General features: G+C 46.5%; 14 protein-coding genes. 3 read left to right on the top strand and 11 right to left on the bottom strand.

The genetic code is table 11. From position 1 onward, the window contains the following. Nucleotides 1-82 precede the first annotated feature (82 nt). The 10 genes from DP_RS08060 to gpW all read right to left on the bottom strand — a co-directional run bounded on the left by DP_RS08060 (nucleotide 83) and on the right by gpW (nucleotide 7,130). Entirely contained in the window at nucleotides 83-427 is a 345-nt protein-coding gene (locus DP_RS08060; protein WP_011188831.1) for a hypothetical protein, read from the bottom strand. Nucleotides 428-491: 64 nt separating this feature from the next. After that, a complete protein-coding gene (locus DP_RS08055) occupies nucleotides 492-1,229 on the bottom strand; it encodes a phage tail tube protein (RefSeq protein ID WP_011188830.1) in 738 nt (245 codons plus the stop codon). 13 nt (nucleotides 1,230-1,242) lie between these two features. Then, the gene (locus DP_RS08050; RefSeq protein WP_011188829.1) at nucleotides 1,243-1,704 is read right to left on the bottom strand and encodes a hypothetical protein; all 462 of its coding nucleotides are present in this window, start codon (nucleotides 1,702-1,704) and stop codon (nucleotides 1,243-1,245) included. Beyond that, nucleotides 1,701-2,303: a hypothetical protein gene (locus tag DP_RS08045; RefSeq protein ID WP_011188828.1), complete on the bottom strand. Its 603-nt coding sequence runs from the start codon at nucleotides 2,301-2,303 to the stop codon at nucleotides 1,701-1,703. The genes DP_RS08050 and DP_RS08045 overlap by 4 nt, the downstream gene beginning before the upstream one ends. Next, nucleotides 2,300-2,605, bottom strand: coding sequence for a hypothetical protein (locus DP_RS08040; protein ID WP_011188827.1), 306 nt, complete (start codon nucleotides 2,603-2,605; stop codon nucleotides 2,300-2,302). Before DP_RS08040 ends, DP_RS08045 begins: the two co-directional genes overlap by 4 nt. After that, on the bottom strand, nucleotides 2,605-3,627 hold the full coding sequence (locus DP_RS08035; RefSeq protein WP_011188826.1) for a major capsid protein: 1,023 nt from the start codon (nucleotides 3,625-3,627) through the stop codon (nucleotides 2,605-2,607). The genes DP_RS08040 and DP_RS08035 overlap by 1 nt, the downstream gene beginning before the upstream one ends. 32 nt (nucleotides 3,628-3,659) lie before the next feature. After that, nucleotides 3,660-4,034, bottom strand: coding sequence for a head decoration protein (locus tag DP_RS08030; protein ID WP_011188825.1), 375 nt, complete (start codon nucleotides 4,032-4,034; stop codon nucleotides 3,660-3,662). A gap of 45 nt (nucleotides 4,035-4,079) precedes the next feature. After that, a complete protein-coding gene (locus DP_RS08025) occupies nucleotides 4,080-5,381 on the bottom strand; it encodes a S49 family peptidase (protein ID WP_011188824.1) in 1,302 nt (433 codons plus the stop codon). After that, a complete protein-coding gene (locus DP_RS08020) occupies nucleotides 5,378-6,895 on the bottom strand; it encodes a phage portal protein (RefSeq protein WP_011188823.1) in 1,518 nt (505 codons plus the stop codon). Before DP_RS08020 ends, DP_RS08025 begins: the two co-directional genes overlap by 4 nt. Before the next feature lies 1 nt (nucleotide 6,896). Beyond that, nucleotides 6,897-7,130, bottom strand: a complete 234-nt coding sequence (gene gpW, locus DP_RS08015) for a gpW family head-tail joining protein (protein WP_162096641.1) — start codon at nucleotides 7,128-7,130, stop codon at nucleotides 6,897-6,899. Between the two features lie 328 nt (nucleotides 7,131-7,458). Between gpW and DP_RS08010 the strand changes: the two genes are divergently transcribed. The 3 genes from DP_RS08010 to DP_RS08000 all read left to right on the top strand — a co-directional run bounded on the left by DP_RS08010 (nucleotide 7,459) and on the right by DP_RS08000 (nucleotide 12,292). Beyond that, nucleotides 7,459-8,568: a DUF3800 domain-containing protein gene (locus DP_RS08010; protein ID WP_041277785.1), complete on the top strand. Its 1,110-nt coding sequence runs from the start codon at nucleotides 7,459-7,461 to the stop codon at nucleotides 8,566-8,568. 658 nt (nucleotides 8,569-9,226) lie between these two features. Then, a complete protein-coding gene (locus DP_RS08005) occupies nucleotides 9,227-11,512 on the top strand; it encodes a KAP family P-loop NTPase fold protein (protein ID WP_011188821.1) in 2,286 nt (761 codons plus the stop codon). Nucleotides 11,513-11,587: 75 nt separating this feature from the next. After that, on the top strand, nucleotides 11,588-12,292 hold the full coding sequence (locus DP_RS08000; protein ID WP_011188820.1) for a hypothetical protein: 705 nt from the start codon (nucleotides 11,588-11,590) through the stop codon (nucleotides 12,290-12,292). 144 nt (nucleotides 12,293-12,436) lie between these two features. Here DP_RS08000 and DP_RS17915 read toward each other — a convergent pair whose 3' ends face one another. Continuing rightward, nucleotides 12,437-12,598 (bottom strand): hypothetical protein, encoded by a 162-nt coding sequence (locus tag DP_RS17915; RefSeq protein ID WP_156792234.1) that lies wholly within the window; start codon nucleotides 12,596-12,598, stop codon nucleotides 12,437-12,439. Nucleotides 12,599-12,664 lie beyond the last annotated feature (66 nt).

Below are 12,664 nucleotides of genomic sequence, written 5' to 3'. Positions count from 1 at the left end.
TCTTCCAAGACACGTTTAAAAAGGCCCATGCCATAACTCATTGCATGTACATGACCAAGCTTTACCAAATCGCAGGCAACAGCTATGAGATTGGTATTTTCCCGCTTTGCACGAGGGCTTCGCCGAGTTTGGCCATCTTCTCCACCATCTGGGACAAAAAAGAGTTCACCTCTTCCACCTCCCTATACAGCTCGCACCACTGGGAGGGAGCAATGTCGGCCAAGAGATCGGCATCGGTTAATTCAGGGACGGCCAGGCGCACGGCAGAGAGAGGCAGGGCAGAATCCACAAGCATCTCCACCAGGGAAGGGACAGTGGTTTCTTCATGGTTGCTCAAGGTCTTCTCCCAGGCATCGATCTGGGGAACAGTCAGCTCTTTTATGATGAGCTGGCGGCCGTTGAAAGTAATCGCTTTTGTTTGAATCATTATTCACTCCAGCCAAGCGGGTACGAACCCGCCTGAAATTTATAGATACGTTTACAGGTCGATCCTAAAGCGGAAGACCATTGATATAGCCCGGTGACTTCTTCCCTGGGAGAGTCTCAAAGGAGAGTTCAAAGGGCAGCTCTTCGTACTCATTATCAGGCTCAGAGATAAGGCTGATCTCAGCTGAAGAGGAGAGCACCACGGAATCAAACACCGCTGAAATGGCTTCACCTGTATATTCGTTTTCACCATCAATCATGATGGCCACCCGAACCAGAGACTTGTTGCCAATATCAACCCGGTAGCCAGATTCTTCTGCATAGCTATAGGCAACGGAAACCGCAGTGGCACTCAAGGCCCCACCAGTAATAAAACGGATAAGCCCCAGAGGCGCGTTTACCTCAAAGTCACTGCCCTCGGCGGCATCGGCGATCTTCACTGCCGAAATATTTTGATGGGCTAAACGCACCCAGTTATCTGCAATCAGGGTGACGGACTCATCGGCCACCGTGCCGGCAACTGCGGTATTAAGTACCTCGGTACCAGACAAGGCCCAGGCAAGATTGGCTGCTGTCCATTCACGAATATTTATAGAACCACCAATGGCACTGACCCGGTTCTTAGTGTGCAGGGTTTGCCCGGCACTTTCTCGCTGGCGAGATTCCATCTTCTTCTGCTCGGTCTCGACCTTAATCTTAAAGGGATAACACTCGCCCACCCGCCGATAGCCACCGACAAGTTTTTTATCCTTATCCAATAGGCCCACATAGGTGGTGCCGATAATCGATACTGCTCTTCCCATGACCTTCTCCTTATTAAGACTTTAAAAAATCCAGATGCATGCTCGACCAATAATATGGATGTGGCTGCATACCCTCCTGCCCTTCCGTGGGATCACCAATCTGAAAGGGGATTGGTGTCTTTAATTTATAGGGGGCAAAGATGGGCTTCTCACAGAGCTTACCCACGGCATTGGTGAACTCTATTATGTTTGCAGTTCCCTCAACCACCGACTCACAGGAGGTATCAAGCAAAAGACCAAGATTAAGAATCACCGAAAAAGGCTGAGGTCGATGCCGATCAAAGGCCCCCTTATAGATGGCCCAACGAATGGCGGGATACTCACAATCTTCCTTCTGCCCTCGCGCCCGGGCCAGAAACATGGTTTCAACCACCCTGGGGGCAATCCACTTGCCGGTGGGCTTATGGAAATACCTGAGATCCGCCACCAGCTCCTGGAGACGTTCAGTAAATTGAGTAGCAAAACTTTGGTTCATTTCACATTCACCTCATAGTTCATACGTTGCTTGAACTTCTTATCGAAAATTTCCTGAACATGACCGGAAAACTCTTCCACAGCAGCACCCACCTCATCGTTAATCTGGACAGTGGCTAACCGGAGAGGAAAACGACTCTTGACGCTCCCGTACTTACTCACGACCGATCCCTTAAAAAAACTTTCTGTCGAATAAAACTCCGGCTTAAAATGCTTTGAAGAAGCCCGAATAAAGGCCCTACCACCAAGACCACCATTAGCCGGAGTAAAGGCCCCTTTCCGATGCATCCGCCCAGCTGTCACCCCACTTCTGGTCTGGGTGAGGGTGCCGATTGTATGAAAAGCCACGGGATTGGCGCCAAAGAAGAGCTCAACTTCGGGATGCTCATCATAATTGAGAATCTTTTTTTTCATCCGCACAGCTAAACGCTTCTGCGCAACTCGCGTTGAGGCACTAACCCGTTTTTTCACAAAAGTTACACCGGCACTTCCCGTATCACTCAGGGCACCCCGAAAGGCCTTCTTCATCTGTCCCTGGGTACCTGTCACCTGCTTTGCCAGCTGTTGGGCGACATCTGTATTCAGATCCAGACTGATCATGAGGAGTACCTCGATAAGAGAATTCTGAGCAGATGGCCCCGAATTTTGACATCATCGACATCATAGAGAAAACCATCAACCTCAAGCTGTTGCCGACGCACGGGAACGACCTCAAAAAAGTCCCGGGCCAGGGTCAGCCGAATCGCCTCGATACCAAGTTCAAAACCACAATCCTGTTTCTCACGCCAATCCAGCTCCCGTTTCACCCCACAACAGGGCCTGCCATCAACGCCTATCTCCCGACCAAAGAGATCAGGATTAGTGGCATAGGCCTCCAGGGTATCGTCGTGAAGTTTGCTCATTACTTGGTGCCCTTAACCAAAAGACCAGGACGACGACAGATAGGCAGTGGATTGGACTCACTGAGGATATCTATCTTCTTGCCATCGGCCGACATCACCTGCTTAGCATAGAGGGGTTGACCAAAGGTGTTTACGGTCTCCATATACTCCGCCGGCGCATCGTGGATCTTAAAGGTGTTCATGGTACCCACGGGGAAAAAGTGGGCATCATCTGCGCCGATGAAGCTTCGGGCTTTACCGGTGCTTGGATCCGTTGCCTTGGCCCGATACTCCTCGAAGGTGATTCCACCAAAGACAAAGCCCTTACGTGGATCTTCATCAATACCCGCAAGCTGCAGAGCCTTAGTGTGGTTCAGGAAGAACTTCTCAACGCTCGGATCAGAGATGAGGTCGTCCATGAACATCTCGCCACAGATACAGTGCACACCGCTCATCACCTCACCCAGCAGGTTGTCTTCGATATGACGCACAACCTGGCGACACTTAGCCGCCACATCGCCGCCCTCGGCACCCAGGGCAAAGGCGATGACCTTGGCGGTGATACCAAACTCCTTATAGAGATCGTAAAGCTCGCTGCCATCGGCATCGAGAATGATCCCCTTGATTGCCCCGCACATGAGATGCTCTTCGGTGATGGCATGAGAACCACGAATACCGGTGAGACGTTGCATCATCACGGTTTCAAGGGTTTTTGGGTTGGAGGTGCCGGCCTCGCGTTTATCCTGAATATCCGAGGGACGAACCACATCGTCGTAGGGAATATGGGGAATGATAAAGGATCTGGTTTTGCCCTTACCATTTTTTGCCCGGGTACCAGGGCTACCAGGAGGCAGGGAAGGCAGGAGGGTGAGATGGCCATTCTTCTCTTCAACAATGATGACCCGACTCTGCACCGGCTCACGGGCAAAGAGGCCCATGCTACGCAGCCGACCATATTTATTGGGAATGATGTTGACCGCAGTGGTCATGGTGGCCAGGTCATAGCCCCCGTCATCAAAGGGATTAACAATAAGATCAGACATAATATTCTCCGAGTAGGTTGATGTGTATCTGTTTAGGCAACGGAAACGGCCTTGATACCGAGGGCCGAAAGCTCAACGATTGCGGCGGCCTTCTGCTCAACGGTTATTGCGTCAGGCCAGACCAGGGCATCCATATTGACCAAGGCATCATCGTTTAAGATGACACCGGCACAATCTCCGCCACTGGCATCGACTGCCAGCAGAGAGATTCCGGCGGCTTTTTCTGTGCCATCGTCGCCGGCGGGATTAAGCGGTTTATATTTGCCACTGGTGGTGACCTGCCCCAAAACCGCGAGCAGGGGAGCCTTGGCATGGTAGGCGATGGTCACCTTGGCCCGGGAATAGTTGGCGTCCTGTTCCCATTTCAATCCATCGGAAAGGGTATTGGATTCTGTTTTTACTGGCATGAGTTCCTCCTTGTCGGGATATTAAGGCGCAACATTAAAATTGTTTCAGGCAGACTTCTGAACTTTTTCAGCCGCTGCCACCAGGGGATGTTTACCATCACCGGCCGCATGCGAAATGGTGGAGGCAAGATTCTTGGCCCCGGCACTGGCACGCATGGACTGCAGGGTCGCGCCCACATGCTCGCTGGAAAGATTCTCACCCTCCAAAATAGCCTTCACCTGCAGGGCATTGGCCCCGGCGATGGCGGCCAGATTAACGGCATCAAGACAGCTGCTCTTTTGGGCGGTAAGCGCCTCGCTCATCTCTGTTTTTGCCGCATCGGCTGCAATGTAGCCAAGTTTGGCCAGGGCCTGTACCGCCCCCTCTTCTGCCAGAAGTGCGGAGAGTTTTTCGGATAGTGACATAGTTTCACCTCTGTTTTTTGCCTGAGTCAGGCCTGTTGTGTTATGAACGGAAGCCCGTTCTCTTTCTTCTGCCTCTGCACCAAGCAGGGCGACGGTTTCGGTAAGGCTGGCAACACCATCGGCAAGACCATGGGTGATGGCATCCTGGCCATAGAAGGTACCCGCCTGCATCTTAAGGACGGCCTGTAGATCAAGGCCACGATTCTCTGCCACGGCGGCGGCAAAGGCATGGCCCATCCGATCCACCCCAGCCTGCATCTTGGTCTGCAAATCACCCGAGAGTGGTTGGTGAGGGCTAAAATCATTCTTACGCTCACCAAAATAGACGGCTGTATAGACCTCGCCCTCCTTCTCGTTCTTGACACTCTGGTCCCGATGGATGGCAATACAGCCCACGGAACCCATCCCCGCATCCAGCCCGTCGCTCAAAAAGACCTTAGTGCATGCAGAGGCGATCCAGGTGGCTGCCGAAAAACAGTTGAGATCAATATTGGCATAGATGGGTTTCACGAGACCGGCCTCCTTAATATGCCCGGCCAGACGCGCACAGCCAGCGGCCGCCCCACCGTAGGAGTCAATATCGAGGACGATGCCGAGGATGGACTGATCCGCCAGGGCCTGGTCGATCTCATGGGCAATGGTTCGGTAGGAGCGCAGACCGGAGCCATCGTCAAAACCACGGTTACGGGCGACAAGACTGCCGATCACGGGGATGATGGCCACCCGCTTCTCCTCATCACTGCTTCTGCGCACGGGTCGGGATTCTGCCCGAGTGGCCATACCGTTTTTATCCGCACCCAGAAGGGGGGCAAGGGCTGCAAGATCAAGGTCAAGATGTCCCTCGTTCTTGCTATTGAGCACCCCGAGAATAGCGTGGAGCTTATCGGGGGTAACCAGGAGGGGACGGTTTAAAACTTCACTGACAATATGCGGGGTAATCATTTTGTCTCCAGGGATTGTAGAATTACTTGTTCGCTTACCTTTTGAATCGCACCACTGCCCGTGGTCTGGCCGGGATAGCAATCGTAGACAAGGCCATTATCCACGGCACGTTGCAGGTCTTCGCGGTTCTCACGATCCACCACCTCAACACTGCCATTACGTTTGGCCACCACCTGCCGACGACTCTTGATCCCGCTTCTGATATCCATCAGCTCAGCCACTCGGTCCTTGACTGGATCGGTGAAATCCCAACCATGGGGATGCCAATCAACCCGATGAAAGAGACGGGGATTGGCAAGATACTCACCAGGGGTGATGGTCTTGAGACAACCGTTGAGGATGGCAGCACGAATCCAACGATCGACGATGGGTCGGCAGTACTGAAAGACCAGGGTACGGGCGATAATGGTTTCACAGAGTCTGCGAAATTCGATGAGGCCGGAGCGGATAGAGCTATAGGTCACCCCTTCCAGATCGCCGGTGAGTTGCTCATAGGTGATGCCAATGCCCCGGGCAATGAGGCGAAACTGAGTCTTCATAAACTCTTTATAGTTGTTGCCCACATCGGCCGACTCGGAGAAGGCGATCTTCATTCCATCTCGCAATACGGGAAAATGGCCCGCCTTCAGCTCAATGCTCTGCACGCCGTTTGATCTGGCCCCAGGGGTGCCACCAAAGGGATTACTGGAAGTAGATGCCACCTGATTATCCTGATAGATGAAACCACCCCAGAGGGCGGCCGCTTTCTTCCGGACAAGCTCGGCATCGTCATAGACATCAATGTCATGAAGCTTGGTGATCACAGAACCGAGCCAACCACTGCCACGACACTGCCCTGCCCTTTTCAGACGGAAGACATGGAGAACATCTGCCGCTGGCACAGGAATTCGTCTGATATTATCCGCGCAGAGAAAGACCTCGCCCGGATGGTTGTCATAGAGCCAGTAGCGATAGCGTTTACCCGCCTTCCACTCGATGGCGAAACGGATCTCGTTTCCTTCGGGCGAAATATCGTTGAAGTTGGGGTCGAGGTGGTCAGACTCCAGGGGCTGGATCTGAATGGGGACAATATTATCAAGGGAGGGTTGCAACTCATGGATCACGGCAAGACCTTCACCATCACGCACCATGGAGCGGCAGATAAGCTCAAGCTGTCCGTAGAAGTCGGTGAAGCCCACATAATCAAGCTGTTTCTGGGAGTCCTGCCAGAGGGATTCCAGCTCCTCCTTTTGCAATAAATTATCAATTTGCCAGGCAGGAGAGATGGCAGTACCGACAAGGTTGGAGACAAAGGCATCGATGGCCCCGTTGGCAGTGGGATTATTGCGCTCGCTCTGGCGGGAGCGTTTCTTGATGGCAATGATCCCGTTCTGGCCAACGTTGGGCCCAGCCGGTGAAAGCCCCCAGGTACCGATCCGATCAGCGGTGGATGCCCCCTCATAGAGAGGGCCAAAACCTCCGGAGGAACTGGCCTGGGCAAAGGGTCTGCCGTGCATATCGACGATTGATCCCATATCAGAAGCCCTTGCAGCCGTGAATATTGAAGGCCACCACACCATTACCACTGGTCAAGTTCTGGTATGCCTGCATTCCGGCAATGGTCTCGTTGAGCTGGGGCAGACTCACCTGAGTAAACTCGGTGCTGTCACCGTCGATGGTCACTCGCACCGCCCTGGCGCCCTCTATCAGACGGGTTCTGGCTGTACGTGCTGCTTGGTACTCTTCTAAACTACAGACAATAGGGGCCACGAGATTCTCTCCGCAGAGGTTATTAAAAAAGCTCAAAACTTATACGGAGATAGTACACCCTGTTTTAGGCGCCAGACGTGTATGCGCGTTTATGGCCGTCTATGGCCGTGTACGTGCTATTAAAGATTATTGACAGGTGTTTCGTTTGGGGGGGTTTTGAAACAGGGTGAGGAGAACTTGCTACATGCTACCAAGAGGGGGATGGATCATTTCTTTATAAGTTACTTTCTGTATATTGCGTGCGACTCTAGTAGCTTATTCCTTGTGTTTAGCAAGATATTTGTGTATCACCTCAGTTAGAGACATTACAGAAAGTGGAGAAAATGATATGCGAAAACGAATACATATTGATGAATCGGGCGATCCAGTCCTGAATGATGATTGCTATGTCATCTGTGCGGTAATTAACGACGAAAATGACCTTGATCATGATAGCGCATTGCTTCGTGAAATCCGCAATAAACATGGCGTGGGAAAAGAATTAAAGTCATCAAAAGTTGGTTCAAATCTAAAGCGACGAAAAGATATATGTGAAAGCCTAGGCCAATTAAGAGCTCGTTTTGTTGTGATGATAATTATGAAGAGCCGGCTTCACAAAAATGGTGGTTTTAGATTTAAATCATCAACCTATAAGCATTGTCAGCGCAGGTTGTTTGAAAAGATTTATAAGGGCATAAGCCAGGTCATTGTGGTTGTTGACACCCACGGTTCTCAGGATTTCATGGATTCTTTCGCGCCATATATCAACAAGCATTTTCAGCAAGACTTGTTCTCAAGTCGTGAAATAAAGTATTCAACACCAATAGAGTCAGAATTATTGCAGGTGGCAGATTTTGTTGGAGGTACGGTACGTCGGTTTATGGAAAAACAGGAAGATTCATCTGCATTCGATACATTAAAGCCCGCATTGGGGATGGTACACGTGTGGCCAAGGGCCAAAGAAGATCCCCATATTGACGTAGATACCAGCATTGAAGATCAGCTGGTCTTTCGTCATTGCACTCATGCTGCCGAAGAAGTATTGGCAAGAGAAAAAGATCGTGTATTAGCAGAAACACTACAGTATTTACTGTATTCTGTTGGCGATGAAGATGATGGATTTATATACGGTGATGCATTGCTTGAGCATCTAAAGAATGAAGGTCTAATTGAACTGAATAAAGACAAGGGATGGCTAAGATCAAATGTAATTGCAAAATTACGAAATAATGGCGCGTTAATTTCTGCCTCACGAGATGGATATAAAATTCCTAGCTCTGTCTCTGACCTTGAAAAATTTGTTGGATTTGTTGCGCAGAAAACCATGCCGTACTTAAAAAAGGTAAATGATATGCGTGAGAGCATTTATGTCGGACTTGCTGGAAAATATGATATGTTGGACTGTGAAGTAGGTCTCAAGGATCTAATGGCTCCGATGCGTGCTGGTAAAATTGATTAACAAAGCACTGTGCCAAGTAGCACACTTAATGTGCTCTTTTTTAAGGTTCTGACATGGATACATATAAAATTGTCGGCCTCTCGGCAACATTGAGTTACAGGATTTTAAGTTGCAAATAAGGCTAAGTCGTAAAGCAATAGTATTTTCAAAACAACCGAAATACATGATAAATTTTTTAGAACTTTTATAGAGCAGTAATTTTACTAAACAACAAATTGGTATCACCACCAAAAAGGTATAGAACGTATTCAAAATAGATTGATAAATAATTAGAGTTTGACGTCAAAGATACTTATTGGATGGGAAATTGGAATCTTGTTTGGGTTGGAATGGTTGCTTTCATACGTTTTTTCTTGTGCAATTGAGGTGATTATGAAAAACGCAAACGCTAGTTGGTTTTCTAAAATGGCATACGCTTGGTTTGGAAATGCGCTCCTGGAGAGGTCTGACGACTATTTTTCCAACCTAGATGAGAGATAGATGGACCTTAAAATATAGTATCAGTCAAAAGAGAGCGCAGGGAGGTTCGATTCCTCCCCTTTTCCCCAAATAACATAATACAATCAGTTAACAAGGCCTTTAACACCGCTCCGTTTCACTCCACTGGGCTCGCTGGGGCTCGCTGGTGAACTTAACGTAGATTCTTCAGAGAGATCGTATGGATTCACAAGACGTACATGGATTTGCTTCCGATAGACCAATCCTAAAAATAAAAGAAGATTTACTAGGCCGATCCAAATTTTCTAAAGATTTGGCAGATGCAATCGCTGGATGGCATGGAAAAGACAGTCTTGTCGTTGCCCTACATGGTGATTGGGGGTCAGGAAAATCATCCATTAAAAATATGGCTGTAGCTAACCTAAAAAGCCTAACTGAGAACAGACCGGATGTTGTCGAGTTTTCTCCTTGGGAATGGGCAGCTCAAGATAAAATTACAGCTTCGTTTTTTCAAGAAATATCAAAATCAATAGGTCGAATAGATAAAAGTAAGTCAGGAAAAAAACTGTCCGCAACGCTTAAAAAGTATGGCAGATACTTAAATACTGGAGAATCTCTAGTTACAGGCCTCTCAGCGGCTCTACCAACACTATTTATTTTAGCTACCCTGGTAGGGGTTGGGGGGAACTTCTCTGGTGAATCTTGGGTAAAAACGGTTAGCACAGCTATTTTAGGCCTATTGGCAGCTTGGGCAGCAGCCCTCAAGTGGGGAAAAGGACTACTAAACAAACTTAGTGGTAATGCTGAGGCAACAGCAAAAGAAAAGGAGCAAAGCTTAAGTGACATTAGACAAGAGCTAACATCTCTATTGTCAGAAAGAGCATCATCATTGATTGTAGTTATGGATGATTTGGATCGACTTACGCCCGGCCAACTAAGAATGGTATTTCAGCTTGTTAAGGCAAACCTTGAGTTTCCTAAAGTGGTTTTTCTTCTTCTTTTCCAGCGTGATTTAGTAGAAGAGAAATTAACTGATGGTAAACAGTTAGGTCGTGACTATTTAGAAAAAATCATACAAGTCCCTTTTGATATTCCAAAAATTGAAGTTACACTCCTTCATGATTTGTTGTTCAGTAGAATTGATCAAGTTATTAAACAAGATAAATCTGCAGCAGAAATGTTTGATTCTGGGCGCTGGGGCAATATTTTTCGTGGGGCATTACATGCTTACTTCGACAATTTGAGGAACGTGTATCGTTATACATCAACACTTTCATTTCATTTTTCGTTATTGAAGGGTAAATCTGTATTTGAGGTTAACCCCGTCGATCTTATAGCAATTGAATGTATAAGAATATTTGAACCTGAAATATATAAAGAAATAGCCCGGTCAAAAGATATATTTACGAAAAGTAGTTATAGCGGGGATAAAAAAAGTAGGGAAGCTATAACTTCTCTGATCAATGGAATTTTAGATAAGGCAAGTACAAATAAAAGAGAACATGTAAGAGAACTGATAAAGCAGCTATTTCCTGCAATTGAATGGGCTCTTAATGGCAGACAATATGCCGATTGTTTTAGCAAGAGATGGTTACGAGAGATGCGAGTATGTCATCCCTCAAATTTCAATAAATACTTTCAGTTTTCAATTCCCAAAGGTGAGCTTTCTAATTCAGATCTTAGAGACATGCTTTCGCGCACATCGGACTCTGAGAGTTTTTCATCATTTATTCTATTGTTAATGGAACGTGGGATACTAAAAAATGCTCTATCTCAATTTGAATCATTTACTGATGAGATCCCTTTAGGAGATGGCTACAGTTATATCAAAGCACTAATTGATATAGGCGATAAAGTCGACCATAAATATATGGGTTTTACCATGTCCAGCTCCAATATGCATGCAGTACAATTAGCTGTTTGTTTCCTTCGGAGAGTTGACAATAGTAAAGAAAGGGGTCAATTATTGTTGAGATGCTTCCAAAATTCAGATGGTATTTCTATTGTTGAGAACATTTTACAACATGATGAAAATAGTCGAGAGAATTCGGAAACAAAAATTCTGTTGCTGGATAACGAATTTGAGGAGATCAAACAAGAATTCGTACATAAATTGGACCGTATGTCTGAAACTAATCCAGAGATGCTTATAACACATGAGCATCTAGTTTCTTTCCTATACAGATGGAAACGCTGGGGGGAGGAAGACAAGGTCGTTGCGTGGCTAAAAGCCCAGACAGCAAACGCAGATGGATGTGTCAATTTGCTTAAAGGATTCGTTAATAACTCTTCTTCTCAAACAATGGAAGATTCTGTAGCAAAAATTACTAGCTATATAAAGCTGAAAGACATAGAAAACTTTATCGAAGTCGAACCAATTGCCAGTGCAATAAGTAATATCGATGAACAAAAAATGGATGCACAAGGCAAAGAAGCAATAAAACTTTTCACAGCTGCCTTAAAACAAAGAGAAAAAGGCATCGAAGATGATTGGCCACAAATCTAACAAAGCACTGCTGTCGGACAAATTTCCCGCTGCACTACAAATTTACCACAGAGCACGGCATTAAGTATAAAAAATATGAACAAAGAAAATGTGAAATTCTACCTTCAAACGGTGACAGCTACTGTATTGGCAATTATGGCGATATTAGTTTCATTTAGCCAATGTTCAATTTCAAAAGAACAGACAAAATTGCTAAATGTCCAAACCAAAATTGCAAAAAAACAAATATCACCTGTTTTTACTATTTCTGCAAAACAACTAAAGGATGATATACCTGGTATATATTCAGAGGATAAAATATTCATTGAGAACAATGGTTTTATAATCTCTGATTTTCACTATAATTCATTAGTTCTTATAGATATTGAGTTATCTAAAACACCAAATGTGCAAAAGAAAAAAACTTACTCTCTAATTGGTTATTATCGTGCAGGTTACATGACGGCAAAAGGGAGTGGGTTACTTGCAACCATTTTTGGAAAAAACAATAATCTTCAACTGTCTCAACTTGATGAGCAATATAGTGGGATCTGCCAGAAAAACGATGAAAGTTGTTTTATCAATTTGAGACGTTATCTAAAAGTCCGTTATAAAAATGCTTTTGATGAACAGATTACAGAGTATTATATTGTTCCATTAATATATGGTGGAAAAAAATTGTCTTTGGATGAAGGAGAGCGTTTATTTAGAAGATATGACGATAATGTTGACAGAGACACTTGTTTAGAATTTAACAAGCTAACCTCAGAAATCATTTACCATACAATATCTGGCACTTAACGACAGCATACACACGGACGGCAATGGGCGTCCAAGGGAGCTTTTTCCAAAATTTCAATAAAGATTCATCGTTAATCCACTTTCATTAAAGCCGCCAGTGAGCTTAGCTTTACGCATCTACAGAAACACGCCAAAGAATCTTTTTTATGCGGAGCAGGCAAACCACCTGCCCCACACCCCTTTCCCAACCGACTCCAGAAACTCGCCTGAGAGGGTGTAGCCACAGAGGTAGACAACCCCGCCCACCTTCTGGACGTTGATCCCCTTTTCCTTGAGGAGTTTACTGAACTGATCGGGGTGGATCATCTCTCCACAACTTATTTTTTTTGCATATTACGTGCGACTCTAGCAGCTTACCCCTTGTGCTTAACA

This window comes from Desulfotalea psychrophila LSv54 (assembly GCF_000025945.1).
Lineage (GTDB): Bacteria > Desulfobacterota > Desulfobulbia > Desulfobulbales > Desulfocapsaceae > Desulfotalea > Desulfotalea psychrophila.
Note: the sequence above shows the minus strand (reverse complement) of the source record. Positions and strands in the feature narration are given on the sequence as shown.

What these genes read in the sequence shown, in the direction of transcription:
- DP_RS08040 (WP_011188827.1), bottom strand. Translation starts at nt 2,605, where the DNA reads ATGAGCAAACTTCACGACGATACCCTGGAGGCCTATGCCACTAATCCT.
- DP_RS08030 (WP_011188825.1), bottom strand. Translation starts at nt 4,034, where the DNA reads ATGCCAGTAAAAACAGAATCCAATACCCTTTCCGATGGATTGAAATGG.
- DP_RS08020 (WP_011188823.1), bottom strand. Translation starts at nt 6,895, where the DNA reads ATGGGATCAATCGTCGATATGCACGGCAGACCCTTTGCCCAGGCCAGT.
- DP_RS08060 (WP_011188831.1), bottom strand. Translation starts at nt 427, where the DNA reads ATGATTCAAACAAAAGCGATTACTTTCAACGGCCGCCAGCTCATCATA.
- DP_RS08055 (WP_011188830.1), bottom strand. Translation starts at nt 1,229, where the DNA reads ATGGGAAGAGCAGTATCGATTATCGGCACCACCTATGTGGGCCTATTG.
- DP_RS08050 (WP_011188829.1), bottom strand. Translation starts at nt 1,704, where the DNA reads ATGAACCAAAGTTTTGCTACTCAATTTACTGAACGTCTCCAGGAGCTG.
- DP_RS08000 (WP_011188820.1), top strand. Translation starts at nt 11,588, where the DNA reads ATGAACAAAGAAAATGTGAAATTCTACCTTCAAACGGTGACAGCTACT.
- DP_RS08005 (WP_011188821.1), top strand. Translation starts at nt 9,227, where the DNA reads ATGGATTCACAAGACGTACATGGATTTGCTTCCGATAGACCAATCCTA.
- DP_RS17915 (WP_156792234.1), bottom strand. Translation starts at nt 12,598, where the DNA reads ATGATCCACCCCGATCAGTTCAGTAAACTCCTCAAGGAAAAGGGGATC.
- DP_RS08045 (WP_011188828.1), bottom strand. Translation starts at nt 2,303, where the DNA reads ATGATCAGTCTGGATCTGAATACAGATGTCGCCCAACAGCTGGCAAAG.
- DP_RS08010 (WP_041277785.1), top strand. Translation starts at nt 7,459, where the DNA reads ATGCGAAAACGAATACATATTGATGAATCGGGCGATCCAGTCCTGAAT.
- DP_RS08035 (WP_011188826.1), bottom strand. Translation starts at nt 3,627, where the DNA reads ATGTCTGATCTTATTGTTAATCCCTTTGATGACGGGGGCTATGACCTG.
- DP_RS08025 (WP_011188824.1), bottom strand. Translation starts at nt 5,381, where the DNA reads ATGATTACCCCGCATATTGTCAGTGAAGTTTTAAACCGTCCCCTCCTG.